The 25,674-nt window shown below is 48.9% G+C and carries 32 protein-coding genes; 2 read left to right on the top strand and 30 right to left on the bottom strand.

Features of this window, described 5'->3' with window-relative positions; all coding sequences use genetic code 11:
* Positions 1–3 precede the first annotated feature (3 nt).
* From tatC to GQ51_RS09820, 25 genes are all read right to left on the bottom strand, one after another.
* Entirely contained in the window at positions 4–744 is a 741-nt protein-coding gene (gene tatC / locus GQ51_RS09940; protein ID WP_047552452.1) for a twin-arginine translocase subunit TatC, read from the bottom strand.
* Positions 745–753: 9 nt separating this feature from the next.
* Positions 754–1,089 (bottom strand): Sec-independent protein translocase protein TatB, encoded by a 336-nt coding sequence (tatB, locus tag GQ51_RS12070; protein WP_052177800.1) that lies wholly within the window; start codon positions 1,087–1,089, stop codon positions 754–756.
* A 51-nt stretch (positions 1,090–1,140) separates the two neighbouring features.
* Positions 1,141–1,518, bottom strand: a complete 378-nt coding sequence (tatA, locus tag GQ51_RS09930; protein ID WP_047552451.1) for a Sec-independent protein translocase subunit TatA — start codon at positions 1,516–1,518, stop codon at positions 1,141–1,143.
* Between the two features lie 36 nt (positions 1,519–1,554).
* A complete protein-coding gene (locus tag GQ51_RS09925; protein ID WP_047552448.1) occupies positions 1,555–1,893 on the bottom strand; it encodes a histidine triad nucleotide-binding protein in 339 nt (112 codons plus the stop codon).
* A 10-nt stretch (positions 1,894–1,903) separates the two neighbouring features.
* Positions 1,904–2,224, bottom strand: coding sequence for a phosphoribosyl-ATP diphosphatase (locus GQ51_RS09920; protein ID WP_047552446.1), 321 nt, complete (start codon positions 2,222–2,224; stop codon positions 1,904–1,906).
* A 4-nt stretch (positions 2,225–2,228) separates the two neighbouring features.
* Positions 2,229–2,615: a phosphoribosyl-AMP cyclohydrolase gene (gene hisI, locus GQ51_RS09915; protein WP_047552443.1), complete on the bottom strand. Its 387-nt coding sequence runs from the start codon at positions 2,613–2,615 to the stop codon at positions 2,229–2,231.
* The gene (gene hisF / locus GQ51_RS09910; RefSeq protein ID WP_047552441.1) at positions 2,612–3,379 is read right to left on the bottom strand and encodes an imidazole glycerol phosphate synthase subunit HisF; all 768 of its coding nucleotides are present in this window, start codon (positions 3,377–3,379) and stop codon (positions 2,612–2,614) included. Before hisF ends, hisI begins: the two co-directional genes overlap by 4 nt.
* Before the next feature lie 13 nt (positions 3,380–3,392).
* The gene (gene hisA / locus GQ51_RS09905; RefSeq protein WP_047552438.1) at positions 3,393–4,130 is read right to left on the bottom strand and encodes a 1-(5-phosphoribosyl)-5-[(5-phosphoribosylamino)methylideneamino]imidazole-4-carboxamide isomerase; all 738 of its coding nucleotides are present in this window, start codon (positions 4,128–4,130) and stop codon (positions 3,393–3,395) included.
* 69 nt (positions 4,131–4,199) lie between these two features.
* On the bottom strand, positions 4,200–4,853 hold the full coding sequence (hisH, locus tag GQ51_RS09900; protein ID WP_047552436.1) for an imidazole glycerol phosphate synthase subunit HisH: 654 nt from the start codon (positions 4,851–4,853) through the stop codon (positions 4,200–4,202).
* Positions 4,854–4,916: 63 nt separating this feature from the next.
* On the bottom strand, positions 4,917–5,504 hold the full coding sequence (gene hisB, locus GQ51_RS09895) for an imidazoleglycerol-phosphate dehydratase HisB (RefSeq protein ID WP_047552434.1): 588 nt from the start codon (positions 5,502–5,504) through the stop codon (positions 4,917–4,919).
* Positions 5,505–5,641: 137 nt separating this feature from the next.
* Positions 5,642–6,319, bottom strand: a complete 678-nt coding sequence (gene hxlA, locus GQ51_RS09890) for a 3-hexulose-6-phosphate synthase (protein ID WP_047552431.1) — start codon at positions 6,317–6,319, stop codon at positions 5,642–5,644.
* 236 nt (positions 6,320–6,555) lie between these two features.
* A complete protein-coding gene (gene hisC, locus GQ51_RS09885; protein WP_047552429.1) occupies positions 6,556–7,614 on the bottom strand; it encodes a histidinol-phosphate transaminase in 1,059 nt (352 codons plus the stop codon).
* Positions 7,615–7,750: 136 nt separating this feature from the next.
* Positions 7,751–9,055: a histidinol dehydrogenase gene (hisD, locus tag GQ51_RS09880; protein WP_047552427.1), complete on the bottom strand. Its 1,305-nt coding sequence runs from the start codon at positions 9,053–9,055 to the stop codon at positions 7,751–7,753.
* 23 nt (positions 9,056–9,078) lie between these two features.
* Positions 9,079–9,723 (bottom strand): ATP phosphoribosyltransferase, encoded by a 645-nt coding sequence (hisG, locus tag GQ51_RS09875; protein WP_047552425.1) that lies wholly within the window; start codon positions 9,721–9,723, stop codon positions 9,079–9,081.
* Between the two features lie 17 nt (positions 9,724–9,740).
* Complete coding sequence (murA, locus tag GQ51_RS09870; RefSeq protein WP_047552423.1) at positions 9,741–11,006, bottom strand: UDP-N-acetylglucosamine 1-carboxyvinyltransferase; 1,266 nt, start codon at positions 11,004–11,006, stop codon at positions 9,741–9,743.
* On the bottom strand, positions 11,007–11,318 hold the full coding sequence (gene grxD, locus GQ51_RS09865) for a Grx4 family monothiol glutaredoxin (protein ID WP_047552421.1): 312 nt from the start codon (positions 11,316–11,318) through the stop codon (positions 11,007–11,009).
* Between the two features lie 59 nt (positions 11,319–11,377).
* Positions 11,378–11,629, bottom strand: coding sequence for a BolA family protein (locus GQ51_RS09860; protein ID WP_047552418.1), 252 nt, complete (start codon positions 11,627–11,629; stop codon positions 11,378–11,380).
* A gap of 31 nt (positions 11,630–11,660) precedes the next feature.
* The gene (locus GQ51_RS09855) at positions 11,661–12,461 is read right to left on the bottom strand and encodes an ABC transporter permease (protein WP_052177882.1); all 801 of its coding nucleotides are present in this window, start codon (positions 12,459–12,461) and stop codon (positions 11,661–11,663) included.
* On the bottom strand, positions 12,461–13,393 hold the full coding sequence (locus GQ51_RS09850; RefSeq protein WP_047552416.1) for an ABC transporter ATP-binding protein: 933 nt from the start codon (positions 13,391–13,393) through the stop codon (positions 12,461–12,463). The genes GQ51_RS09855 and GQ51_RS09850 overlap by 1 nt, the downstream gene beginning before the upstream one ends.
* 193 nt (positions 13,394–13,586) lie before the next feature.
* Positions 13,587–13,880, bottom strand: coding sequence for an STAS domain-containing protein (locus GQ51_RS09845; RefSeq protein WP_047552414.1), 294 nt, complete (start codon positions 13,878–13,880; stop codon positions 13,587–13,589).
* Positions 13,877–14,497 (bottom strand): MlaC/ttg2D family ABC transporter substrate-binding protein, encoded by a 621-nt coding sequence (locus GQ51_RS09840; protein WP_442922102.1) that lies wholly within the window; start codon positions 14,495–14,497, stop codon positions 13,877–13,879. Before GQ51_RS09840 ends, GQ51_RS09845 begins: the two co-directional genes overlap by 4 nt.
* An 81-nt stretch (positions 14,498–14,578) precedes the next feature.
* Positions 14,579–15,136 carry an outer membrane lipid asymmetry maintenance protein MlaD gene (mlaD, locus tag GQ51_RS09835; RefSeq protein ID WP_047552412.1) on the bottom strand — a complete coding sequence of 186 codons (558 nt, stop codon included), beginning with the start codon at positions 15,134–15,136 and terminating at the stop codon, positions 14,579–14,581.
* 47 nt (positions 15,137–15,183) lie between these two features.
* Positions 15,184–15,987: a lipid asymmetry maintenance ABC transporter permease subunit MlaE gene (gene mlaE, locus GQ51_RS09830; protein WP_047552410.1), complete on the bottom strand. Its 804-nt coding sequence runs from the start codon at positions 15,985–15,987 to the stop codon at positions 15,184–15,186.
* Positions 15,988–16,015: 28 nt separating this feature from the next.
* Positions 16,016–16,822 carry an ABC transporter ATP-binding protein gene (locus GQ51_RS09825; RefSeq protein ID WP_047552408.1) on the bottom strand — a complete coding sequence of 269 codons (807 nt, stop codon included), beginning with the start codon at positions 16,820–16,822 and terminating at the stop codon, positions 16,016–16,018.
* A gap of 146 nt (positions 16,823–16,968) precedes the next feature.
* A complete protein-coding gene (locus tag GQ51_RS09820) occupies positions 16,969–17,613 on the bottom strand; it encodes a prepilin-type N-terminal cleavage/methylation domain-containing protein (protein WP_047552406.1) in 645 nt (214 codons plus the stop codon).
* 282 nt (positions 17,614–17,895) lie between these two features.
* On the opposite strand from GQ51_RS09820, the gene GQ51_RS09815 reads away from it, so the two are divergent.
* Entirely contained in the window at positions 17,896–19,599 is a 1,704-nt protein-coding gene (locus tag GQ51_RS09815) for a sensor histidine kinase (RefSeq protein ID WP_047554108.1), read from the top strand.
* A 212-nt stretch (positions 19,600–19,811) separates the two neighbouring features.
* On the opposite strand, the gene ccsB is transcribed toward GQ51_RS09815, so the two are convergent.
* From ccsB to GQ51_RS09800, 3 genes are all read right to left on the bottom strand, one after another.
* Positions 19,812–20,954, bottom strand: a complete 1,143-nt coding sequence (gene ccsB, locus GQ51_RS09810) for a c-type cytochrome biogenesis protein CcsB (RefSeq protein WP_047552402.1) — start codon at positions 20,952–20,954, stop codon at positions 19,812–19,814.
* Between the two features lie 19 nt (positions 20,955–20,973).
* Positions 20,974–22,887, bottom strand: coding sequence for a cytochrome c biogenesis protein ResB (locus GQ51_RS09805; protein ID WP_047554107.1), 1,914 nt, complete (start codon positions 22,885–22,887; stop codon positions 20,974–20,976).
* A gap of 253 nt (positions 22,888–23,140) precedes the next feature.
* The gene (locus GQ51_RS09800) at positions 23,141–23,752 is read right to left on the bottom strand and encodes a c-type cytochrome (RefSeq protein ID WP_047552400.1); all 612 of its coding nucleotides are present in this window, start codon (positions 23,750–23,752) and stop codon (positions 23,141–23,143) included.
* Positions 23,753–23,947: 195 nt separating this feature from the next.
* Between GQ51_RS09800 and yihA the strand changes: the two genes are divergently transcribed.
* Positions 23,948–24,580, top strand: a complete 633-nt coding sequence (gene yihA / locus GQ51_RS09795; protein ID WP_047552398.1) for a ribosome biogenesis GTP-binding protein YihA/YsxC — start codon at positions 23,948–23,950, stop codon at positions 24,578–24,580.
* Here yihA and GQ51_RS09790 read toward each other — a convergent pair whose 3' ends face one another.
* Both GQ51_RS09790 and trmB read right to left on the bottom strand, forming a co-directional pair.
* Positions 24,581–24,787: a hypothetical protein gene (locus GQ51_RS09790; RefSeq protein ID WP_047552397.1), complete on the bottom strand. Its 207-nt coding sequence runs from the start codon at positions 24,785–24,787 to the stop codon at positions 24,581–24,583.
* Between the two features lie 136 nt (positions 24,788–24,923).
* Positions 24,924–25,652 (bottom strand): tRNA (guanosine(46)-N7)-methyltransferase TrmB, encoded by a 729-nt coding sequence (gene trmB, locus GQ51_RS09785; RefSeq protein WP_047552395.1) that lies wholly within the window; start codon positions 25,650–25,652, stop codon positions 24,924–24,926.
* Positions 25,653–25,674 lie beyond the last annotated feature (22 nt).

The following is a 25,674-nucleotide window of genomic DNA, read 5'->3' as shown; positions in this document are numbered from 1 at the left end:
CCTTTAAGCCGGCGGTTGAATTGTCGGCTCGGATTTCTTGCTGGTGAATGCGGCAACAAAAATGCCTAACTCATACAGCAGCCACATAGGAACCGCCAGCATGAACTGTGAAATGATGTCTGGCGGAGTAAAGATTGCGCCGATCACAAATGCCGCCACCACTACATAACCACGCGCGTCTTTAAGTGCTGCAATGTCCACCCAGCCGAAACGGACAGCCATGACCACTGCGATAGGTACCTCAAAAGACAGCCCAAAAGCGAAAAACAAAGTCATGACAAAATCGAGGTAGTTTCCGATATCGGTCATGACCGCGACACCTTCCGGCGCGGTACCTACAATGAATCCAAACACCACCGGAAAGACCAGAAAATAAGCGAAAGACATGCCCAGCAGAAACAGAAAACTGCTGAAAACAATGATCGGGACCATGAATCTCTTTTCATGCGCATAAAGGCCTGGGGCTACAAATGCCCAGACCTGGTAAAGCGTATGCGGCAGCGAAATCAAAAATGCAGCCATCATCGCCACCTTCATCGGCACAAAGAATGGGGTAGTGACGCCGGTGGCGATCATCTGCCCGCCCAGCGGCAGCTTGCCCAGCAAAGGCGCTGCCAGCAATGCATAAATATCATTGGCAAATGGAAACAGTGCGACAAAAACAACGATCAAGCCCACAACGATACGCAGCAAGCGGCTGCGCAACTCAATTAGATGTGATATGAAATTTTCGGTAGGAGTCACGTGCCAGCACTATTCTTTATCTGGGTTAGGATTGGGCTGTTTGTCCAGAGCTGGCTTGGCGCCTTCTGCTTCGCTGATTTGCAAATCCTGGCTAATCTTTCCCGCCTCGGATTGCAGCTTTTCCTGTGCAGCATTACCGGCGCTCCGGATCTCATCCTGCAGTTTCTGGAGCTCTGCAAAACGCGCCTCCCGGTTTACCTCTTCTTTAATCTGCGCCATGTATTTCTGCATGCGCCCAGCCAGTGTCCCCAGCGTACGCGCAACTTTCGGTAACTTCTCCGGGCCAATCACAATCAGTGCAACGATTGCGATGACCACCAATTCAGAAAAGGCAATATCAAACACGGTTAGAAACTAAAGTCGGATAAATAGCAGATACAGTCCTGACCTGAAAAATCAAGACTCAGCTTTTATCGTAGCCGCTTTGGGTTTAGCTGCTGAAGCTTTTTTCGCTGGTGTTTTGGGTTTGTCCGCTGAGGCTTTAGCAGCAGGCTTCTTGGCAGCAGCGGTTTTTGCAGCCGGGGCGCGTTTCTTTGCTGGTGCCTTGGTAGCCGGAACTTCAACGGCATTGGCTTCGATTGTCAGCGCTTTTTCTGACTGGTCAGTGATAGCTTCTGAAGTAGCGGATCCATTTTTTTCTTCGGCCATCGCATCTTTAAAACTCTTAACGGCACCACCCACATCACCACCGAGGTTGCGCAGCTTCTTTGTACCGAATATCAGCACCACCACCAACAAAACAATCAACCAATGCCAAATGCTTAATGATCCCATGATGCTCTCCTTAATAATATCCGCTGACTGATGCCGCTAAATTCTCGGCAGCGACTCGCCGCCACCAAATACGTGTACGTGCACATGAAACACTTCCTGCCCGCCTTCGCGCCCAGTATTGATCATCGTACGAAACCCTTTCAAACCCTGCTCTGCAGCCAGCTTGGGGGCCAGTAACAATATCTTGCCCAGCAATGCCTGATGCTGCGCTTCGCAAGTCTGCAAACTTTCAATATGCAGCTTGGGCACGATTAGGAAATGCACCCTGGTGATCGGATGTATATCATGAAAGGCGATCACATCGTCATCTTCATACACCTTCTTTGAAGGAATATCGCCCTTGATAATCTTGCAAAAAATACAGTCTGCGCTCATTCCAGCCTCACTATCCTTTTGGTCTGGCATTTTTCTCATCGATACCAGACAAACCTTCACGCCTGGCCAGCTCTGCCAGTACATCCGATGGTTTTAAATCCGCTTTTGCAAGCATGACCAGTGTATGAAACCATAAATCGGCAGTTTCATAGATAATTTCCTCTTTATTACCGCCTTTAGCCGCAATCACCGTTTCGGTTGCTTCCTCACCGATTTTTTTAAGAATGCTGTCCATGCCTTTAGCATAGAGTTTGGCAACGTAAGACGATGCAGGGTCGGCAGACTTGCGCTGCTCCAGCAAATCGGACAAACGGTCTAGAACGTCATTCATTGAATTACTCATGCTTATAAATATCTTCCGGGTTCTTGATGACAGGCTGGTCTACCAGCCAGTTTTCATTCTCCAGCTTCTTGAAGAAACAGCTGTGGCGGCCAGTATGGCAGGCGATACCGCCAACCTGTTCTATTTTCAGCAGAATCACGTCCTCGTCACAATCAAGGCGGATCTCATGTATTTTCTGCACATGCCCGGACTCTTCACCTTTACGCCACAGCCGTTTGCGCGACCGTGACCAGTAAACAGCCTGCCTGGTATCCTGGCTTAATTGCAATGCTTCACGGTTCATCCAGGCAAACATGACGACATCGCCCGTATCATGCTCCTGTGCAATGACAGGCACCAGCCCGTCAGCATCCCAGTGAATTTCATCCAGCCAATTCATAGCCTGACCTCTATACCATGCCTGGCCATATATTCTTTCGCTTCCCTTACCGTATATTCGCCATAGTGGAATATGCTGGCAGCCAGCACGGCATCAGCGCCGCCTTCCTTGACGCCATCGACCAGATGCTGCAAATTACCTACACCTCCTGATGCGATCAGGGGCACTTCTACGGCATTACTGATGGCCCTGTTAAGCGGGTTGTTAAAGCCGATTTTAGTACCGTCCCTATCCATACTGGTGACCAGCAGCTCACCAGCACCCAGGCTCACCATGTATTCAGCCCATTTAACGGCATCAAGTCCGGTTGCCTTACGGCCACCATGGGTAAATACTTCCCATTCGAAAGGTTGATTTTCAACTTTTTTGGCATCGATCGCCACAACGATGCACTGCGAACCAAAGCGGTCAGCAGCGGCTTTCACCATCTGCGGGTTAAGCACTGCTGTCGTGTTAATACTAACCTTATCGGCTCCGGCATTCAACAGGCGGCGCACATCTTCAACCTCGCGCACACCGCCGCCCACTGTCAGAGGAATAAACACCTGACTCGCCACTTCTTCGATAATATGCAGAATCAGGCCACGGTTATCGGAGCTGGCCGTAATGTCCAGAAATGTCAGCTCATCAGCACCCTGATCATCATAGCGCTTGGCAATCTCAACAGGATCACCGGCGTCGCGCAGTTCAAGAAAATTCACGCCTTTTACAACACGGCCATCCGTCACGTCAAGACACGGAATAATGCGTTTTGCCAGACCCATCAGACAAGCTCCATCAACTTAACTCATCCGCAAGTTTCTGTGCGGCAGAAAAATCCAGCGTACCTTCATAGATTGCACGGCCGGTAATCGTGCCGATAATACCTTCACTGGCAACTGCGCACAGCTTCCTGACATCGTCCAGGTTGGTCACGCCGCCTGACGCAATGACAGGAATCGTCAATGCCTGCGCCAGCGCAACAGTGGCTTCAATATTCACACCGCTCAACATGCCATCACGGCCAATATCAGTATAGACAATTGAATTGACGCCATAATCTTCAAATTTTTTCGCCAGGTCAATCACGTCATGGCCTGTCAGCTTAGACCATCCGTCAATTGCCACCTTGCCATCTTTGGCATCCAGTCCGACCATGATCTGTCCGGGGAATGCATAGCATGCCTCATGCAGAAAGCCAGGCGTTTTAACAGCTGCCGTACCGATAATCACATAATCGATACCATTATCGAGATAACGCTCTATGGTTTCCAGATCACGGATGCCACCACCCAGCTGAATCGGTATATCGCCGCCAACTGCGCTTACGATAGATTTGATAGCACCTTCATTGACCGGCTTACCTGCAAATGCACCGTTCAAATCAACCAGGTGCAGCCGTTTACCGCCTTGATCCACCCAATGCCGAGCCATCGCACCCGGATCTTCGGAGAATACCGTAGACTCCTCCATTAAGCCTTGTTTAAGTCTGACACACTGGCCGTCTTTGAGATCAATTGCTGGGATAATTAACATAGTGAAAAATAAATCAAATAAAAAATCAGTAATTAATAAAGTAACTGCTATCCATCATTAAACTGCCGCTTAGTCTGGCGACCAGTTTACGAAATTGCTCAATAACTGCAAACCTGCATCGGCACTTTTTTCCGGATGGAACTGCACTGCAAACAGATTATCTTTTGCAATTGCACAGGTAAACCTGTTCGGGTAATGGCTATAGCCAGCGATGATACCGTCATCATCTGGCTGCACATAATAACTATGGACATAATAGAATCTGGCGGCATCCTGAATGCCCTGCCATAAAGCATGCGGTTCAGCGCCGGTTTGATATACCTGGTTCCAGCCCATGTGTGGAACCTTCAGTTTACCACCCTCGCTGTCGACCATATGTTCTGCCGCAAAGCGCTTCACACTGCCTTTAAACACGCCAAGACCCGCTGCATCACCTTCTTCGGAATGCTCAAACAGCATTTGAAGGCCAATGCATATACCTAAAAAAGGCTTGTTCTGCGTGGCAGCAATGACCGCATCACGCAGGCCTCTCGCATCAAGCTCGCGTATGCAATCCGGCATGGCGCCCTGTCCGGGAAAGACAACACGCTCTGCTGCCGCAATATCATCAGGATTGCCGGTGACCAAAACATGCTTTGCCGGCGCGACATGCTCAAGCGCCTTTGATACTGAGCGCAAATTGCCCATGCCATAATCTACTACCGCGATATCTATTTTGCTCATGTTATTTTGTGGTATTGCTGTGACCTGTTTTTACCGGCGATGGAATCCCCGGCAGCGAGAGCCTTACAAACTGCCTTTCGTTGACGGCATGATACCCGCCATACGCGTATCGAACTCTACGGCCACACGCAGCGCACGGCCGAAAGCCTTGAAAATTGTCTCTGCCTGATGGTGGGCATTGTGACCTTTTAAGTTATCGATATGCAGAGTGACATTGGCATGGTTCACAAAGCCCTGGAAAAACTCATGTATGAGGTCGACATCAAACGTGCCGATCGCTGCGCGTGTGAACGTACAGCCGAATTCCAGACCCGGGCGTCCTGAAATGTCCAGAACCACGCGTGATAACGCTTCATCCAGCGGCACATAGGCATGGCCATAACGACGAATGCCTTTTTTATCACCAACTGCCTGCGCAAACGCCTGGCCTAAGGTGATGCCAATATCTTCAACTGTATGATGCGCATCGATATGCAAATCACCCTTGGCATTCACTTCAATATCCATCATGCCATGGCGGGCAATCTGGTCTAGCATATGATCCAGAAAGCCAAGGCCTGTGTTAAATGAAGAAAGGCCAGTGCCATCAAGATTGATGCTCACTGCGATCTGGGTTTCTAATGTGTTTCTGTTAACTTTGGCTGTACGCATAGAATGTATATCAAATGTTATGTAACGGCATTTTAACCCATTACAAGGCGATCACGTATATTTACCTGACTAAATAGAAATTTGACATAAAAAAACCCCAGCTTTTAAGACTGGGGTTTTTTCAATCAGTTAAAAAATTAGCTGAATAATTTTTTAATAAAACCGAATAAACCGCCAGTTGAACCGCCATGAGCGATACCTGTGATTTCAGCAGCAGCAGCAGCTGGGTCAGCAGCGCCGTAGATAGCAGCACCGGCAACAATGATAGTTGCACCAGCGTCACGTACTTGAGCAGCCGTAGCAGCTTTAACGCCACCGGCAACTGAAATGTCAACACCCAGGTTCAAGCCTGCAACCAAAGCCAAGTCAGCAAATGGTGTCTGGCCAGCAGCCTGTTGATCCAAACCAGTGTGAACACCGATGATGTGCGCGCCTAATTTTGCAACTTCTTGTGTACGTGTTTTTTTATCAGCCACATTGATCAAGTCAACTTGTGCTTTTTTACCGTATTTGTTTGCAACATCAATAACACCTTTGATTGTGCCGATGTCTGAAGTACCCAGTACTGTAACGATATCTGCGCCAGCTTTGAAGAATGGCTCAGCTTCGTAGTAACCGGCGTCCATTGTTTTCAGGTCAACCAGGATTTTGTTGTTCGGGAATTTTGCGCGCAGTGTTTGCAGCAGTTTGATACCGTTATGCTTAATGCATGGAGTACCGATTTCTAAAATGTCTACATGTGGAGCAACTTTAGTTGCCAGGGCAACTGTTGCGTCGAAATCTAATGAATCTAATGCCATTTGGGTTTGTGCCACGATACATCCTCCAACGAATAATAAACCAATACTTAATGATTGATTTACTTAGGTTAAAAATACGAAATTGAAATTAATTATTATATTGTGCACAAAACGCACATTTCGCTATGATAACCGTAGTTACGCAGAAAATTCAAACTTTTCGTGTTTATTTTAACGGTTTTTTTACAATTTCCATGCCACTTGAAGCCCAGGCCGCACCTGCATTGGGATTTATCGCCCAGCGCACCCTGCTATAAAATACCCGACAATGCATCGATCAATAATTTAGATTGCGCATCGGTACCTATCGTGATGCGTAAATAAGGCGAAATACGGGCTGGTGATTTAAAATGGCGCACGATGATGCTGCGTTCGCGCAATTTTGCAGTCAATTCCGCACCATCCCATGCCGGATGCCGGGCAAATATGAAATTCGCGCCTGATGGTAGCACTTGAAAACCAAGCTTTACCAGGTCATCTACCAGCGCCTCTCTTGTAGCCATGACCTGCTTGCAGGTTTTCTCGAAATATTCAGTATCCTGCAATGCAGCAATGGCACCGGCAGATGCAAACCGGTCAATCGGATAGGAGTTGAAACTATCCTTCACGCGAATAAGCGCTTCAATCAGGTCTGGCGAACCCATGGCGTAACCGACACGCAATCCCGCCAGCGAGCGTGCTTTTGATAAAGTGTGCGTCACCAGCAGATTGGGATATCGGCTAATGAGCCCTACCGCTGATTCCGTGCCAAAATCCACATAAGCTTCATCGATCACGACCACTGAGCCGGGATTGCGCTGCAGCAACTGCTCTATCTGTGACAATGCAAGCGGGATACCGGTCGGGGCATTGGGATTAGGGAAAATAATGCCGCCATTAGGCTGTTTATAGTCATCAATATTGATCGAAAAATCTTCCGCAAGCGGAACCGTCCGGTAGTCAATACCATAAAGGCCGCAGTAGACCGGATAAAAACTGTAAGTAATATCAGGAAACAACAATGGCTGATCATGCTTGAGCAACGCCTGGAACACATGCGCCAGAACTTCATCTGAACCGTTACCTACAAATACCTGATTTGGGCTTAAAGCATAAGCATGTGCGATCGCTGCCTTCAATGCATCTGAATTGGGGTCAGGATACAGGCGCAGAGTATCTGCAGCTTCTGTCTTCAATGCTGCAATGACCTTAGGGCCAGGGCCATAAGGGTTTTCATTTGTGTTCAGCTTGACCAGATTGGTTAACTTCGGCTGCTCGCCAGGCACATAAGGGGTTAACTTATGTACGATATCACTCCAGAATTTACTCATACTAAAACCTCTGACATATTGCTTAATATCGCACATGCGCAAACACGATATTAAAAGAAGCACAAGGCGGCAAAAGTAAAGCTTTAAAGACCGTACGGTTCAAGTACGGCGCAAAGCGAAGACGATGCCGGCACAGTTAATTGCGCGATTTGAGACGATACTCTGCGGAACGTGCGTGCGCCTGCAAGCCCTCGCCATAAGCTAAAGTAGCGGCAACCTTACCCAGCACTTGCGCGCCTTCCGCAGACACCATGATCAGGCTTGACCGTTTCTGGAAATCATAGACACCCAGCGGTGACGAGAACCTGGCCGTACGCGAGGTAGGCAATACGTGATTCGGGCCTGCGCAATAATCACCCAAAGCCTCGCAGGTATCACGGCCCATAAAAATAGCGCCGGCATGCTTGATTTTTTTACTGAACGCCAATGGGTCTTCCAGCGACAGTTCCAAATGCTCCGGTGCAATGTAGTTGCTGATTTCCGCAGCCTCATCCAGGTCGCACACCTGTATCAATGCGCCCCGGTTGGTAAGCGAAGTGGTGATAATGTCCTTGCGCGGCATATTGATCACCAGCTTTTCAATGCTGGCAGTCACTTTATCCAGGAATGCAGCATCCGGGCTTAATAATATGGACTGCGCCAATTCATCATGCTCTGCCTGCGAGAACAGATCCATCGCAATCCAGTCCGGATCGGTCTTGCCATCGCAGATAACCAGAATCTCGGATGGCCCCGCCACCATATCGATACCCACCACGCCAAATACGCGACGTTTTGCAGCCGCTACATAAGCATTGCCGGGGCCTACAATTTTATCCACCTGCGGCACCGTCTCAGTACCGTAAGCTAAAGCACCCACAGCCTGTGCGCCGCCAATGCAGAATACACGGTCAACACCGCAGACTGCTGCGGCAGCAAGCACCAACTGGTTCTTCTCGCCGTTAGGCGTCGGCACTACCATGATCAATTCCTGCACACCGGCTACTTTGGCAGGAATCGCATTCATCAGCACCGATGAAGGATAAGCTGCCTTGCCGCCAGGCACATACAATCCTACGCGATCCAGCGAAGTGACTTGCTGGCCCAGCAAAGTGCCATCGGCCTCTGTGTAGCTCCATGAACTCATGAGCTGTTTTTCATGGTAGCTGCGTACACGATCAGCCGCTGTCTGTAACGCAGCACGCTGATCAGCAGGCAGGCTGTTCAAAGCGGCCGCAAGTTCAGCCTGGCTGATTTCAAGCTGCGCAAGGCTGGTTGCACCCGTTTTATCAAAACGATTGGTGTATTCCAGCACGGCTGCATCACCACGGTTTTTTACATCTTTAAGGATACCTGCCACCACTACATCAATAGAGTCATCCTGCGCCGTCTCAAACGCAAGCAGATCTTTTAAATTGCTCTTGAAATCACTATCAGTAGTTGAAAAACGTCTAATTTTCATACGATTGAACCTATCAGCTAAATTTATTTTCCGGCGGAGATGGCTGTCTTGAACGCATCCATAATGGGCTGCAGTTTCGCCCTGTTCAACTTGAGCGAGGCCTGATTCACAACCAGACGCGAACTGATCTCACCAACTTCTTCTACAGCCTTGAGGTTGTTGGCACGCAAGGTTCCACCTGTACTCACCAGGTCTACGATCACATCCGCCAAACCAACCAGGGGACCCAGTTCCATTGAGCCATACAGTTTGATCAGGTCAACATGCATACCCTTGGCTGCAAAATGCTCGCGTGCGGTTTTGACATATTTGGTGACCACTTTCAAGCGAGCGCCGCTTCGAATTGAGCCGAAATAATCAAAATCCTCGCGCACCGCCACCATCATCCTGCACTTGGCAATCTGCAGGTCTATCGGCTGATACAAACCTTCCCCACCATGCTCATCCAGCACATCCTTACCGGCTATGCCTAAGTCAGCTGCCCCATATTGCACATAGGTCGGTACATCGGTTGCACGGACAATAATCAAGCGAACATCTTCGCGATTGGTGCCGATAATGAGCTTGCGTGATGACTCAGGATCCTCAGCCGCATGGATACCTGCCGCAGCCAGCAAGGGTACGGTTTCTTCGAAAATACGGCCTTTTGATAGTGCTATCGTAATCATTCTATGTCTGTTTTTCTTTAAGCGATCCGCTTAACATTGGCGCCCAAGGCGTTTAATTTATCTTCCAGATTTTCGTAACCGCGATCCAGATGATAGATACGCTCGATCAGGGTATCACCGCGCGCCACCAGCCCCGCCAGCACAAGGCTCGCAGAAGCTCGCAGGTCCGTTGCCATGACCGTGGCTCCATCCAGCGAAGGCACGCCTTTCACCAGGGCGGTATTACCGTCGATACTGATGTCTGCACCCATGCGCTGCATTTCCTGCACATGCATGAAACGGTTTTCAAAAATGGTTTCGGTCACTTTCGCCACGCCTTCCGACATGGTGTTAAGTGCCATGAACTGCGCCTGCATATCGGTCGGGAAGGCAGGATGCGGTGCCGTACGGATATTCACGGCCTTTAATTTACCATCACTTTTCACGGTGATAGTGTCGGCTTCGGAAGTCACGGTAGCACCTGCTTCACGCAGCTTTTCGATCACGGCATCCAGCAAGTCAGCGCGGGCATTAAGCAACTTCACCTCTCCACCGGTCATTGCCGCTGCTACCATATAAGTACCAGCCTCAATACGGTCGCATACGACATTATGGGAGGTACCGTTAAGTTTCTCCACGCCCTCGATCGTAATCACATCAGTGCCCGCACCCGTAATCCTGGCGCCCATTTTAATCAGCATCTCGGCCAGATCAATCACTTCCGGCTCTTTAGCCGCGTTTTCCAGCACTGTTGTGCCTTCAGCCAGGGCTGCGGCCATCATGAGGTTTTCAGTACCGGTGACGGTCACCAGGTCCATATAGTAACGTGCACCTTGCAGGCGACGATTCGGCAAATGCAAAGTGCTCGCCTGAATATAGCCGTGTGTGATGTGTATTGCCGCACCCATTGCCTGCAGGCCTTTGATATGCAGGTCAACCGGACGCGAACCGATGGCACAGCCACCCGGCAATGACACGCGGGCAGTGCCAAAGCGCGCCAGCAGCGGTCCCAGTACCAGAATGGAAGCGCGCATGGTCTTGACCATTTCGTAGGTTGCTTCGAAGGACGCAACCTCACTCGCATCCAGCGTCACTTTATCTGCATTACGGGAGATCTTGACCCCCATGGTATCCAGCAGCTTGATCGTAGTGTCGATATCCTTTAAGGCTGCAACACTACTCAGGTGCAATGGTGTTTCTGCAAGTAGTGATGCGCACAAAATAGGTAGCGCAGCATTCTTGGCACCAGAGATTGTGACTTCACCATGAAGGCGGTTACCGCCGGTAATGAGTAATTTGTCCAATTATTTAGCCGCATTCAATAAGGTTTGCAGCTCACCGCTTTCGTACATGGCACGCATGATATCGGAGCCACCGATGAACTCGCCTTTAATGTAAAGCTGCGGGATCGTTGGCCAATTTGCATACACCTTGATACCTTCGCGAATATTCTGGTCTGCCAGCACATCCACTGCCAGGTAATCTGTGTCACAGGCTTTAAGTATTTGTGTTGCGAGGTTTGAAAAACCGCATTGTGGGAATTTTGGTGTGCCCTTCATGTAAAGAACTACCGGGTTGCTTGTGACCTGCTCTTTAATAACTGCCTGTATATCCATTTTCTTTCCTATTTCATCATGCCTGTTACAGCGGTTGTAAAAAAATATAAACGCCGTAATTAGTTTTTATTATTCAGCTTCTGCCATGCCTCGGGCGTCAGCGTACGCATTGATAACGCATGTATTTCCGCCCTCATCCTATCGCCTAGCGCAGCATATACGCGCTGATGCTGTTGCACCATCGATTTACCCACAAACTCCGGACTGACGATGACTGCTTCAAAATGCGTACCATCATCACCCAATACCTTGATGTGGTCACAAACCAGATTCTGCGTAATATATGTTTCTAATTGCTGGGCGCTTAACACTGACGATTACCTTTTAAATTCCAAATTAAACTTAAGATCTTAGTTTATAACCGGATTTTAGCATTTTTAGGGTGATCAGTGCCAACACTAAGAATGCCCCGCCCACGACCAATAAACTGAAGACTGGCGAAACATCGCCTTTACCGAAGAAACCATACCTGAAACCATCAATCATGTAAAAAAACGGGTTCAGCTGCGACACCTTCTGCCAGAACGGCGGCAGCGAGTGAATAGAGTAAAACACGCCGGATAAAAAGGTAAGCGGCATGATAATGAAATTCTGGAAAGCGGCCATCTGATCGAAGCGGTCCGCCCAGATGCCGGCGATGATGCCGAAAGTACCAAGCAAGGCACTCCCCAACAGCGCAAATGCAGCGATCCACCAGAAATTCGCCACGCTCAGGTCAACAAACCACATGGCCACCAGATAAATGCAAAGACCTACAACCAGACCGCGAATGATCGCAGCAATCAGGAATGCCAGAAAAAACTGTATATGCGTAAGCGGTGTTAACAATACGAATACGATATTGCCCATCACTTTTGACTGAATCAGGCTGGAGGAACTGTTTGCAAAAGCATTCTGCAATACAGACATCATGATCAGCCCCGGGATCAGGAATGCCGTATAGGGGACTCCGTCGTATACCTGCACATGGCTTTCCAGCACGTGCGAAAAAATCAGCAGGTATAACAGCGCGGTTATGACCGGCGCAGCCACTGTCTGAAACGCTACCCGCCAGAACCGTAACAATTCTTTTTTCAACAGCGTCCAGGGGCCCCTGAGACCAACAGGCAGTTTCGAGCCCGAACATGTTTCCGTATGATGAATCAAGATGCACTCCTTGCTGCATTCTGCGCCGGATTACCGACCAGCGATAAAAATACATCTTCCAGGTCAGCTTCGTTTAACTGCATATCCAGCACTCTAATGTCAGAAGTACGCAAGGCAGACAACACCAGTTCGATCTGCGCCATGTCATCGAGCGCAAACGTATAAACGCCGTTTTCGACATGACGCACCAGCTGCTCAACACCTGCCGGCAGGGATACATTCCCCAGGGTCAGGCGCAGATGCTTTCCTGAAAACTTATTCAGTAAATTGGCTGTACTATCCAGAGCCACCACCTGACCTTGCTTCATCATCGCGACCCGATTGCACAAGGTTTCCGCCTCTTCCAGATAGTGCGTCGTCAGGATAATCGTGTGGCCTTCGCGATTCAATTTCTTAATGAACTCCCACAGCATCTGCCTCAACTCAACATCGACCCCGGCAGTAGGCTCATCCAGAACCACTACCGGCGGTTTATGCGCAAGCGCCTGCGCAATGAGCGCCCTGCGTTTCATGCCGCCAGAAAGCCTGCGCATATTGGTATTGGCTTTATCGGTCAGACCCAGGCCTTCCAGGATTTCATCCACCCAGGCATCATTTTCACGGCCGCGGCCAAAATAACCGGCCTGGAACCGCAGCATCTCACGCACATTAAAGAAAGGGTCAAATACAAGCTCCTGCGGCACCACCCCCAGCAACTGGCGTGCCTGCTGATACTGGTTCTGCACATCGAAACCCATGACAGAAATATTACCGGCGCTTGGCGAAATCAGACCAGCCAGGATATTGATCAGGGTTGACTTTCCGGCGCCATTCGGCCCGAGCAAAGCAAAGAACTCGCCCTGCTCGATTGTCAGGTCTATCCCTCTCAGCGCATGCAATGCGCCAAAATGCTTATGGACTCCACTGATTTTAATTGCGGGCAGACTCAAAATTTTACTTTCACTTACGTATTGAAAAATAGGATGATCGGTAGACTTGATACACTTGCTTTAGATCCGGTGACCGGCAAAAAAACACCTGGGTACTTAACCTGGATACTTAAAAAGTAAAGATTCTAAAAAAACAATAGGCCAATAAATATTGGCCTGATTAAAAATAAAACGGTCTATCTAACTTAATCTGTTACTCAGCACTGAACGGTATAAAATCTGTCACGCCGTACAACGCTGCCAGGCTGATCAAGTTCTTAGGCAGTTTATTGAACATCACAGATTTATTCGCAGCCAAAGCGCGCTTTTGCCACTGAATCAGTATGCTAAGGGCAGCAGTATCCACATCATTCACAGCCGACATATCTATCTGCAGATTATCCGTGATTTCCAATGCATTACTTTCATTCAGCACAGCATTGGCGTTATCGACAAGGATGTCACCGGATACATACCACTGATTATCCTGCAATCTGATACTCGTCATACCCCTGCCGCTTTATTCTTCTCTGCAAGTTTTTTGTTCAGGCTATCCAGGCCATTGGTGCGGATTTCATTGCTGAACTGGCTGCGGTAGTTGGTAACAAGGCTGACACTTTCAATCACAATGTCATAAACCTTCCAGCCGCTATCTACCTTCACCAGGCTGTAATCGACTGTAATCGGTTGGCCGCCAGGCTGCAAGATCTGGGTTTTAACGCTGACATTTTTCGCGCCTGGTTCGGCACGCATAGGTTTGTACTCAATCACCTGGTTCTTATATTTACCGAGGGCAGTCGCGTAAGTGCGCAGCAACAGGCTTCGGAATTCTTTCTGGAAAGCAGCCTGCTGCTCAGGGCTTGCCGACTTCCAGTTTTTACCTAATACCATGCGGCATACACGGTCAAAATCAAAGTTAGGCAGAATTTTCTCTTCAGCAAGGGCAAATATCTTCTGCTGGTTACCGGCCTGGATTTCCTTATCGTTTTTAATGGTAGCCAGCACATCTTCAGCGGTTTGTTTAACAAGATCATCCGCAGAAACCTCGGCTACAGCTGCGCCAGAACCGGCCATCAAGCCTGCTGACAAAATAAAACCAGTTAATAATCCTAAAAACGTTTTCATTGATACCCTCTTAATTACTTAATATTGAATTAGGTAAACAGCCATTGGCAGAATTGCAAGCCGCGTATACTGGCATTCATATTAAAACGGCGCATCACCTAATTCAGTTGACTTGGCCCCGCCTGACTTCTCGCCGGAAGCTTTCGCATCTGACTTGGCGCCACCTGCATCAGCTTTCGAATCTGTTTCCGATGCCTTGTTATACAGGAACTGGCTGATCATTTTTTCCAGCACCACGGCATCCTGTGTCTGCGTGATTTTATCACCATTTTTCAAAACATCCTCTTCGCCGCCAGCCTCAAGGCCGATATACTGCTCTCCAAGCAAGCCAGCAGTATAGATATTGGCAAACGTATCTTTTGGAAACGCGTAACGCTCATCTATGCGGATAGTGACTACAGCCTCATATGACTTGGCGTCAAAGCTGATATCGGCAACCCGACCCACTACGACACCAGCGCTTTTCACGGGTGCATTTGGCTTCAAACCGCCAATGTTCTCGAAAGCAGCCGAAACACTATAGGTATCACCGATCTTGTTTGATGTAAGGTTACCGACCTTCATGGCAAGCCCCAGCAAAGCCGCGACACCTAACGCCACAAAAATGCCAACCCATAAATCTATTGTAGTTCTATCCACTTAACATCCCCTCATTCTGTCTCTTATGCACTGCTTAACAATATGGTTTAAACGGTAATCATGAAAGACGTTAAAACAAAATCCAACGCCAGCACGGTCAATGACGAAATCACCACAGTCCGGGTAGTCGCATGGCTGACGCCCTCTGCCGTTGGCGGCGCATCAAAACCCTCAAACAAGGCAATCATGGTGCATGCCACACCAAATACTACACTTTTGATTACGCCATTAATAATATCTTCCCTGACATCCACACTTGCCTGCATCTGCGACCAGAAAGCACCTTGATCCACGCCGATTAAAGGCACAGCCACCAGGTAGCCGCCCAACACGCCGACCATTGAAAAAAGTGCTGCCAGAATAGGCATGGAAATCACGCCAGCCCAAAAGCGGGGAGCCACAACGCGCGCAATCGGGTTCACCGCCATCATCTCCATCGCCGATAACTGCTCGGTCGTTTTCATCAGCCCGATTTCTGCTGTAATGGCAGTGCCGGCACGGCCTGCAAATAACAGCGCCGTTACCACAGGCCCAAGCTCACGCACCAGGGAAAGCGCAACCAGCACGCCAATCGCTTCCGACGAGCCATATTTCTGCAAGGTGTTATATCCTTGCAGACCCAATACCATACCGACAAAAAAAGCCGACACGATGATGATCAGCAATGACATCACGCCGGTGAAATAGACTTCACGCAGCGTCAGGTGGAAACGCCTGAAACTTTCGCCGGAATAAATAATGGTAAGGAAAAACAGCCTCGCACCGGCACCCAGACGCCATATACGCTCTATCATGCGCCGGCCAATACCGCGCAGCAGCTTTGACGGGCCATTAAACAAAATTGATTTCATATTTGCGTTTGTAATTAAATTTAGATTCTTATAAGGCAGGCTGCTTCAGCAACTCAGACCGGTAATTCTCTGCCGGATAATGAAATGGCACCGGACCATCTTTTTCACCATGCACAAACTGATGCACAAATGGCAACGTAGATTGCATCAGGTCATGCGGAGTACCTTCAGCCGCCACTTCACCGTTAGCGACAAAATACACATAATCTGCGATCAGGAAAGTTTCCTTAACATCATGCGACACGATAATGGAAGTAGCGCCCAATGCATCATTCAGGCTACGGATCAGGTCACAGATCACCCCCATTGAAATCGGATCCAGCCCGGCAAAGGGTTCATCATACATAATAATGTTAGGATCGAGCGCCACGGCCCGTGCCAGCGCCACGCGCCTGGCCATGCCGCCTGAAAGCTCAGTTGGTTTCAGCTGATGTGCACCGCGCAAACCCACCGCGTTCAACTTCATCAACACCAGGTCCCGGATCATGGATTCGGGCAGATCCGTCAGTTCGCGCATGGGGAAAGCCACGTTATCGAACACACTTAAATCAGTAAACAAGGCACCATGCTGGAACAGCATGCCCATTTTGCGGCGCAATTTATAAATACCTTCACGGCTTTGCTCATGCACCACTGCACCATCCACGCGCACCTGACCGCGCGTAGGCTTGATCTGGCCGCCGATCAAACGCAGCAACGTGGTTTTACCGCTGCCGCTGCCGCCCATGATTGCCACAACTTTGCCGCGCGGAAATACCATATTGATATTCTTATGCAGCAAACGACCTTTGTAACCAAAGGAAAGGTTATCTATTTCTACGATATTAGATGTCATGGATAGCTTGTTAAGTGATTAAATTTCTTGCTTTTTATTAAGCTGCTATTCTAAAACAATTTAGCGGCTATGCAAGCTTTTAAATGCTGGCGTTACGGGAAGATATGGTAAAAAAGCCCACCTAGGTGGGCTTATAAAGAATCAAACTAAAAACTCATACAAACCGTATAAGGAGTTCCATCGACAATGTTTGCAGTTATTACAGGAGCAGGATTCCCCGCTACAATAGCTTGAAGAGAGCCACCCGCTGTATCACCATCATCTAAATTAATATCAATTTGCCTAACTAATCTACCTGCGATATTTTCTGAACATACTACGTATGAACCTGTCATGTTATTAATTGTATTAAACCCAGCAATACTCTGAACCCCCATACGCCCACTATCAGCGTTTCTGGGTAAATATGCGGGGTCTGCCAAGTTTGTAGGCCCTGTAGAAAGTCCAGCTAAGCGTACATGTTGCCAAAACAAAAAAGACTCATCTGTGTTCGTAACAGAATCCCATGCACCATTAATTTGGGCGTTATTAAGGGTACCCGCAGGTGTCGTGGCTGCCACTCCACCAGTAACGTGCCTAGCAACGTTAGCATCATCGCCAGGAATCGCTTTAAACTTATCTTGATAGCCATAGATCAAAATCTGAGTATTTTTAAAATCACTAGCAATGTTCTTGGCTTTTGCACTATTAATCAGTTCCTGCCCTTTTAACACGCCACCCAGCAGCAAACCAATAATCACCAGCACGATTGCCAATTCAATTAACGTGAAGCCCGTCTGTGTTTTTTTCATTAAAATCCCCGAACTGAGTAACTAATAGAGCAGGCTCGTCATCAGGCACTGAGCTTGCATCGTGTTATTATTGTCTAGCAATTCATATACCAACTTATATCATTGCAATTGCCAAGATTATGCAAGCATTCTATAAGAAATAATTAAACATTGCATAATTTATTGTTAAAAAAATAAACTTGCATGTTCGAATAGTAACAGAGCCGTTCGAACAGGTTACTTGTGCTAATACTGAATTTAATGGTATTTGCCGTGTACCTTTTATCCATGAGTGAATATTTTATGCAGCTATTGTACAAATTTTACCGATCAGCACTGGATGATGCAGACCGTCTGATGGCGCTGACGATTCTATCGCTGCATGCACTTCTGGTGTGGGGCAATAACGATGTTTTTTTCAGCGCCCTGCTTTTATGCCATTATGGTTTTTTCCTGCTTTGGCAGCCAATTCTGCAGAAAAACAGCAGCCTTAGCTGGAAGCAGGCACTGGCGATTCTCGTCATCGCCGGCAGCGCCGCCGTGCTGTTCAAGAACCTATGGTTTACTGCATTCTGGATTGCGGGGCTGTTTTCTCTGATCAGCGGCCGCGCTCTATCCAGCGAATCGGAACACGGTCGTTTATCCAAGATTCTGGCCGCAAGCTACTTGCTTACAATTCTGCTGATGTGGGTCATACCAAAACTGATTGATGCAGACGCCGACCTGACCGCCGCCGCATTGCTCCTGGATTATTTCCTGCCTGTGCTGCCGCTCGCGATCCTGTTCCTATCATCCAGGAACAAGCCTACCGCACAGACCCGCAACATTGACTTCTTTTACACGTTGCTTATTTTCCTATTAACGATCATCGTGATATTAGGCAGTTTCACTATTGGCGTTATCTGGGAGACCCATTACCTGAAGCTGCTTGTGTTTGTTGTTTTCGGGCTGGCGGCAACCCTGATTGCACTCAGCTGGCTGTGGAACCCGAGCAAAACATTCTCCGGCCTTGAGCTGCTGATGTCACGCTACCTGCTGAGCATAGGGTTGCCATTCGAGCTTTGGATAAAGAACATTGCTGCCCATGCAGTACGGGAAACCTCATCCGACGGGTTCCTGACGGCGGCCATGCATGAGCTGGCTGCACTGAACTGGGTGAGTGGCGTCATCTGGCAGAATGGTGCCCAGAAACAGCAGGCTGGCGATGCCAGCGCCCATGTTTCCACTTACAATTTCCAGCACATTCAGATCACGCTATATTCACGCTGGCAATTTACTCCTGCCATGTATCTGCATGTTCAGTTACTGACCCAGATCATAGAAGAATTTTACGATGGTAAATGCCGCGAAGAAACCATCAGCAAAAACACCTACATGCAAACGCTCTATGAAACAGGCTCGCGCCTGACGCATGACATCAAAAACATCCTGCAGTCACTCGGCACCCTGTCGGCAGCCGTTGAGCAGAATCAGGACACAGACAATGACGCGAAGCTCATCGAACTCATCAAAACTCAGCTGCCAAGGCTAAGCCACCGCCTGGCCAATACTCTGACCAAACTTGAACTGCCCAGCGTTGAAAAAAGAAATCAGGAAAAAGTGCATGTATGGTGGGAAAACTTCAAGCAGATCAACGCGCATCACCAGCTTGTGTTCGAGGCACCGGCCAGCTTCCCTAAAACCGACATTGACACAGATGTGCTGGACAGCGTTGTGGATAATTTATTGCAGAACGCACTGATAAAGGCAAAACGCGAGCAGCACATCAACATCACGATCAGCCTGATGCCATCCAGGCACTTCTGCCTGGAGGTTACCGACACGGGCTCTGCAATTCCGCCGGAAATTGCAAACAAACTGTTCATATCCAATATCAGTTCCAGAAACGGCCTGGGTGTCGGCTTGTACCATGCCGCACAACAGGCAAAGCTAGCGGGTTATGAATTGAGCTTGACGGACAATGAAGCCGGAGAAGTCCGCTTCAGGTTAGAGATGGTGACTGAATGACTTTTAAGAATGCACCGATTCATTCTTTGATTCAGCTATCTTTATTCAATCATAGCGATGCTGCAAAGCAAACCTCATCGATTCACATATGAATACCGCAACACAACGGGATCATGCCTGATCGATAACAGGTTCTCGCCTCTATAAAGAATCAAGGGCGAAATTTATCGCCCTTGATGTGTCATATAGCAGTTTTATACCGGCTTTATTTTTTAAAGCGTACCGTAAGAATGCAGGCCGCTCAGGAACATGTTCACGCCGAGGAAGGCGAACGTCGTAACCAGCAGGCCAATCAGCGCCCACCATGCCAGCAATGGCCCGCGCAAGCCTTTAACCATGCGCAAGTGCAGCCAGGCTGCATAGTTAAGCCAGACGATCAGCGCCCAGGTTTCTTTCGGATCCCAGCTCCAGTAACCGCCCCAGGCTTCCGCAGCCCACATTGCACCCAGAATGGTCGCAATGGTAAAGAATGCAAAACCCACTGCAATGGATTTATACATCAGGTCATCGAGCATATCCAGACCAGGCAGGCGCGACGTCAGCACACCCTTGCTGGCCAGCAGATAAGCCGCAGCAACCATTGCCGCCAGTGAGAACGCGCCATATCCCACGAAATTGGCCGGCACGTGTATTTTCATCCAGTAGCTCTGCAATGCAGGCACCAGCGGCTGGATATTATGTGCCTGGCGGTCAAAGGTATACCAAAGGATAAAACCTACGGCAGCGTTAATCACCAGCAGCACGAACCCGCCCAGCTGGCGGGTATTCAGCTTCTGCTCGTAATGCAGGTAGAGCAAAGCTGTAATCAGGCAGAACAGAATGAAAACCTCGTACAGATTGCTGATCGGGATATGGCCGACATCAGGCGCAATCAGATATGACTCATACCAGCGCACCATCAAGCCGACAAAGCCGAATAACACGGCCCCCCAAGTCAGTGCCGAGGCAAACTTTCCGGAAAAGTCGCTGCGCTTGTATAAAGCAAACCAGTAAACGACCATCGCCAATACGAACAGCACGTTCATCCACATGATGGCAGACTGGCTTGAGATCAGGAACTTAAGCAGGAACGCCTGCGTGGCCCGGGCCTGGTCTCCCTGATACAGGCTGATTGAGAACAGGCTGATGACACCGACTGCCAGCACCAGCTTGCCCAGCCCCTTCCACTGCCAGCCCAGATAGCTGGCTAATGCCGCGGCACCGAACAGAAATACGGTTTCATAAATATCCATATACTGCGCGTACTTGGTGTAGGCGAAAATAGAGCCTGCGAACACAATAATCGCATATAGCCAATCCTGCCACCCGAGGCTTTGCAGCAAGGTTTTTTGTTGATATTCCAATGAGTTATTCATATATATTCCTTAACACTTTCTAGCTGATCAAGCTTCTCAGCTGTTCGCGGTACAAATTAAACTCTTTCTCAAAATCCAGGTTCTTGCGGTTTGACGCCATGGCAAAATGCACTTGCTGCCTGCCTGGCCTGATTGACAGCCAGATCCGCCTTTCACGGATATACATCATGGCAAAGATCCCCAGCACCAGCAACACAGAACCCAGGTACACCCACTTCTGGCCAGGTGATTTCGTCAACTGCAAGCCGCTGGCCTCCTTATGTTCAAACTGCTCCAGCTGCAGATAATACGGCGTGCCAAAAAAGAACATGTCGCTGAATGCGTTCAAGCTATCGCGCAGCAAGCCCTCCGTGTCGGCATTGCTTGCCAGTAACGGCTTGTTGTTTGCTTCCAGGCTCATGTTATACGCTTCAAACGCGGCAACGCTGATCATCTTGATGTAAGTCCTGGCGACCGCTTCACGCTCTTTCTCCGGCACGCTTTTTTCTATGACCTGCGCTACACCGCTATAACCGCTTTTTGCAAAAATCGAAAGCAGCTGCACGATACTGTCCTGGAACTGTTTTCTTACCGCAGGGTCTTTTTTCACATCCAGCGAATTGACTGCGATTCTTTGTGCGATTTCCGGGTACTTTGCAGCATCCAGCAATGTTGCCCTGAAATTCATGAACCCATCCAGGCTCAGATCACTATCTACCGGGATCCTTAAGTAGCGGAACTCGTCCTGCACCGTTTCGCGCATGCCCGACAGAAAATAATGTTTGCCATCAATCTGCATCGGTTGCATATAGTTCACATACTCTTTCGCCTGCCCGCGGTTATCACGCAACTTGTAAGTGATGTTTGGCCCTACATTATGCGGCTTGCCCTTTCCATCAGGCGACAGATTGATGATGTTGAATTTGCGGAAATCATTGAATTCAACTTTAAGGGCATCGTCGCCCGCACCCAGAACGCCGCTCTGGAAGATCGCGCCATCCAGTGACTGCGCCCCGGTTTCGGGAGTAAATAGATTCCATACCTTGAAATTTAGCTTGGTACCGCCATCCTGGAAATCAGACTGATAAATCGCGATACCTTTGTAGATCAGTGGATGATTCACGCTGATCGTTTTAGTGAGCGGCTCTTTCAGGTCAGGATCAATAATCACCAGATCACTCTCGAATGACTTTGGCTGGCCTGTTGCATAATGCTCGATCCTGAAATCTTTCAGCGCCACCCTGAATGGCAGCTCCTGCACCAGGTAACCATCACGTATGCGCACAAAGGCAACATTGTCGCTCACGCCTTCCGGTAGTGTCATATTGGCACGGAACGAAGGGTTGAAAATACTGAGTCTGCTCTCGGGAGGCACTTGCGATTCAGGAATATCCAATGTCTCAATACGTTTGTAGCCCAGCATTTCCTGTATCTTGAATGGCAGGTTACCATCCAGCAGGCCGCCAAACAGGATCACGACCATCGCAACGTGGGTAAAAATATAGCCCCAGCGCTGATGCGTACCTGCCTTGGCGGCTATAAGCTCACTGCCGTCTTCCTGTGTTCTGAATTTGAACTGGAAGCCTTTGGCCACCAGAAACTGCGTCAGCTTCTGCTTCAGTTCATCAGGTGCGGCATGGGTGCTGTAAGTCTCCTGATGGCTGAAAGCGTTGAGCGACTTCTCAGTGGCATGCTCTTTGAATGTGCGCCATTCTTTAAGCATCAATGGTGTGTTGCGGTAAATACACAAGCTGGTGGATACCACCAGGAACAGCAGGATCAGCAGAAACCAGCCACTATGATAAACATCATATAACCCTAATTTTTCAAACAGCCCGAACCAGAACTGGCCAAACTTGATGATGTAATTTTCGTACTGTTCATTTTGCTTCAGCACCGTACCGATGACGGAAGCAATGCCTAAAACACTCAAAAGGCTCACTGCAAAACGCATCGAGCTTAACAGGTCAAAAAAGTTTTTAGTAAATGATAGTTTTGGATTCAAAATACAGCACTCAAATGAGATGAACGTTAACGTATTGAACGTTTGTTGTGAAATTTAAGACTGCAACAAAATAGATATAGTTGCTACTTGGCAATGAAAAAACTTAATATTTAACCCAGCCTGATATGCAAACCCGGCACAGGTCTTTGCAATATCAAAAAATAAGGGTAGCGCAGGCTACCCTTATGTCCAGCAGATGATATTAACGCAGGCCCTGAATATAATCCGCTACGGCAGCCATTTCAGCATCTGTCATTTTTGCCGCAATGGCCATCATCATTGGCGCATTCGCACGTTCAGCACTGCGGAAAGCTTTCATTTGCGCAAGCGTGTAGTCAGCATGCTGACCGCCCAAGCGCGGAAACTGTTTAGGGAGACCGGCACCGCTAGGGCCATGGCATGAAGCACAGGCCGGCACACTGGTTGCCGCCACGCCGCCGCGATAGATTTTCTCGCCCAGTGAACCGGCGCCATTTTTAGTCGCCTGGCCCAGGTTCAGTTTTTTAGCGGCAAAATAAGCCGCAAGGTCTTTAATTTCCTGCTCACTCAAACCAGCAGCCATACCGGACATCACCGCATTAGCACGTTTGCCGGACTTGAACTCGGTCAACTGCTTTTCAATATATTCCGGGTGCTGTGAAGCTAACTTTGGGTTGAGAGTAATTGCACTGTTGCCGTCTGCACCATGGCAGGCTGCACATACGGTATTAACCGTCTGCTCTGCAGTTTTCTGCGCAGGAGCTTCCGCAAGCGCTTCAACTGACACTGTTAACATAAGACTGGATACTAACGACGCTAAATAACGAAATTGCATTACGGCTCCTAAATCTAAATTATTCAACCAATTAACGCGCTATTTTAGCTAAAAACCACTATTCGTGATAGCATTTTTCACGATAACAGCAATTCATTTAATTATTCGGATTATTGCAGGTGCAGCCCGCATATATCCTGGCCAATCAGCGCCCTCCGATACTTGAATGAACCCGCTTAATAGAATTGGATTTTTATGCCCTTGTTTCAAAACGCTACATTTTTTATCTCAGCCCATCATTTACGCGACCTTCCACCTGCCAGCGGCATTGAAGTTGCGTTCGCAGGCCGTTCCAACGCGGGCAAATCAAGTGCCCTCAATACGCTTGCCAACCACAACCGCCTGGCTTTCGTCAGCAAGCAGCCAGGCCGCACCCAGCTCATCAATTTTTTCACGCTGGGCAACGATAGGCATCTGGTGGACCTGCCGGGCTATGGCTATGCGAAAGTACCTGAAGCCATGCGCGCGCACTGGCAGAACGTGCTGGCGCGATACCTCAGCGAGCGGCCAAGCCTCGGCGGACTGGTGCTGGTGATGGATAGCCGCCACCCGCTTACACCGCTGGACCGGCAGATGCTGGACTGGTTTTGCCCCAGTGGCAAACCTGTGCATGTACTGCTGACCAAGTCAGACAAACTCTCCAGAGGCGAGGCTGCCCTGACTTTAAATAAAGTACGTAAGGAATTGATTGAGACATGGGGCAAGCACTACAACAGTGAATGCACCATCCAGCTGTTTTCAAGCCTGAAAAAGCAAGGGGTTGAAGAAGCGGAAAAAGTCATCGGCAAATGGCTGTTTGCCGAACAGGAAGAAGAACCTGCCGAATAATCAGGCACTCACAATGGCTGTCTGCATGATGACCTTAGCAGCGGCCTTCCGTAACAATTCGTTCAGCAGTATAAAACTATCCGCATTAAACCGCAGCGAAGTTCCGCCGAGCTGCACCTCCACCAGGTCGCTGCTGTTACTGTAAATTACCTTGCACTCCGTATTGCTCGGCAAAATCGCCTTACCTATCACCTGTTTTCTGTTCACGGCATTTTCCTTTGGCTTAACCTTTCGTTACGTCTTTGCAAATGATAATGATTCTCATTTGCAAAGTCAAGACAACCGCCTAGGAGGCTCAGGTCAGATCAAACAGGCTTGCATGCACAACGATTTAAAACAACGGCTATTTGCGTATGAACACCATATCCCACACACCATGCCCAAGCTTGATACCGCGATTCTCAAACTTGGTCAGCGGACGATAAGCGGGTTTTTCCGCATAGTCTTTCGCCGTATTTTGCAGCTGCGGCTCGGCTGACAATACCTCCAGCACCCACTCAGCATACTCCTGCCAATCAGTTGCCACGTGGATATAGGCGCCGGGTTTCAGCCTTGTGCATAACAGCTTCACGAACTCGGCTTGAATCAGGCGGCGTTTGTGATGGCGTTTTTTATGCCAGGGATCGGGAAAGAAAATATGAATGCCATCCAGGCTTGCCTCCGGCAGCATGTTTTGCAGCACTTCAACCACATCATGCTGAATCACGCGGATATTGGTAAGCGCTGATTCATCTATCAGTTTTAACAGGGCACCTACACCGGGCGTATGCACCTCGGCCGCTAGAAAATCACACTCTGGCAAAGTCTGCGCAATTTTCGCTGTGGTCTCCCCCATACCGAAGCCAATTTCCAGTATCTTTTTACTATCGGCGCGGCCAAACTGCGTAGCCAGATCCAGCAGCTCCGGCTTGTAAGTGATACCGAATTTCGGAAAAACGGTTTCCAGTGCGCGCGCCTGGCCTTTAGTCAAGCGCCCCTGACGCAATACAAAGCTGCGAATACGGCGCTGACTGGCGTCATTGGCGTCAGTTGCTTCAATTTGAGTGTTTTCTGTGGGGTTCAATTCGTTCATAGCGCGCATTATACTTTAGTGC

Origin of the sequence: Methylotenera sp. G11 (genome assembly GCF_000799735.1) — a bacterium.
Lineage (GTDB): Bacteria > Pseudomonadota > Gammaproteobacteria > Burkholderiales > Methylophilaceae > Methylotenera.
Note: the sequence above shows the minus strand (reverse complement) of the source record. Positions and strands in the feature narration are given on the sequence as shown.

Bases quoted from the DNA above. Each gene is read 5' to 3' on its own strand.
- grxD (WP_047552421.1), bottom strand. From the start codon at position 11,318: ATGGATATACAGGCAGTTATTAAAGAGCAGGTCACAAGCAACCCGGTA.
- GQ51_RS09925 (WP_047552448.1), bottom strand. From the start codon at position 1,893: ATGAGCGCAGACTGTATTTTTTGCAAGATTATCAAGGGCGATATTCCT.
- GQ51_RS09845 (WP_047552414.1), bottom strand. From the start codon at position 13,880: ATGACGAGTATCAGATTGCAGGATAATCAGTGGTATGTATCCGGTGAC.
- mlaE (WP_047552410.1), bottom strand. From the start codon at position 15,987: ATGAAATCAATTTTGTTTAATGGCCCGTCAAAGCTGCTGCGCGGTATT.
- yihA (WP_047552398.1), top strand. From the start codon at position 23,948: ATGCCCTTGTTTCAAAACGCTACATTTTTTATCTCAGCCCATCATTTA.
- GQ51_RS09805 (WP_047554107.1), bottom strand. From the start codon at position 22,887: ATGCGTTTTGCAGTGAGCCTTTTGAGTGTTTTAGGCATTGCTTCCGTC.
- GQ51_RS09825 (WP_047552408.1), bottom strand. From the start codon at position 16,822: ATGACATCTAATATCGTAGAAATAGATAACCTTTCCTTTGGTTACAAA.
- hisI (WP_047552443.1), bottom strand. From the start codon at position 2,615: ATGAATTGGCTGGATGAAATTCACTGGGATGCTGACGGGCTGGTGCCT.
- GQ51_RS09815 (WP_047554108.1), top strand. From the start codon at position 17,896: ATGCAGCTATTGTACAAATTTTACCGATCAGCACTGGATGATGCAGAC.
- hisH (WP_047552436.1), bottom strand. From the start codon at position 4,853: ATGAGCAAAATAGATATCGCGGTAGTAGATTATGGCATGGGCAATTTG.
- trmB (WP_047552395.1), bottom strand. From the start codon at position 25,652: ATGAACGAATTGAACCCCACAGAAAACACTCAAATTGAAGCAACTGAC.
- GQ51_RS09920 (WP_047552446.1), bottom strand. From the start codon at position 2,224: ATGAATGACGTTCTAGACCGTTTGTCCGATTTGCTGGAGCAGCGCAAG.
- GQ51_RS09840 (WP_442922102.1), bottom strand. From the start codon at position 14,497: ATGAAAACGTTTTTAGGATTATTAACTGGTTTTATTTTGTCAGCAGGC.
- hisC (WP_047552429.1), bottom strand. From the start codon at position 7,614: ATGAGTAAATTCTGGAGTGATATCGTACATAAGTTAACCCCTTATGTG.
- GQ51_RS09820 (WP_047552406.1), bottom strand. From the start codon at position 17,613: ATGAAAAAAACACAGACGGGCTTCACGTTAATTGAATTGGCAATCGTG.
- hisF (WP_047552441.1), bottom strand. From the start codon at position 3,379: ATGGGTCTGGCAAAACGCATTATTCCGTGTCTTGACGTGACGGATGGC.
- ccsB (WP_047552402.1), bottom strand. From the start codon at position 20,954: ATGAATAACTCATTGGAATATCAACAAAAAACCTTGCTGCAAAGCCTC.
- hisB (WP_047552434.1), bottom strand. From the start codon at position 5,504: ATGCGTACAGCCAAAGTTAACAGAAACACATTAGAAACCCAGATCGCA.
- hisA (WP_047552438.1), bottom strand. From the start codon at position 4,130: ATGTTAATTATCCCAGCAATTGATCTCAAAGACGGCCAGTGTGTCAGA.
- GQ51_RS09800 (WP_047552400.1), bottom strand. From the start codon at position 23,752: ATGCAATTTCGTTATTTAGCGTCGTTAGTATCCAGTCTTATGTTAACA.
- tatA (WP_047552451.1), bottom strand. From the start codon at position 1,518: ATGGGATCATTAAGCATTTGGCATTGGTTGATTGTTTTGTTGGTGGTG.
- hisD (WP_047552427.1), bottom strand. From the start codon at position 9,055: ATGAAAATTAGACGTTTTTCAACTACTGATAGTGATTTCAAGAGCAAT.
- hisG (WP_047552425.1), bottom strand. From the start codon at position 9,723: ATGATTACGATAGCACTATCAAAAGGCCGTATTTTCGAAGAAACCGTA.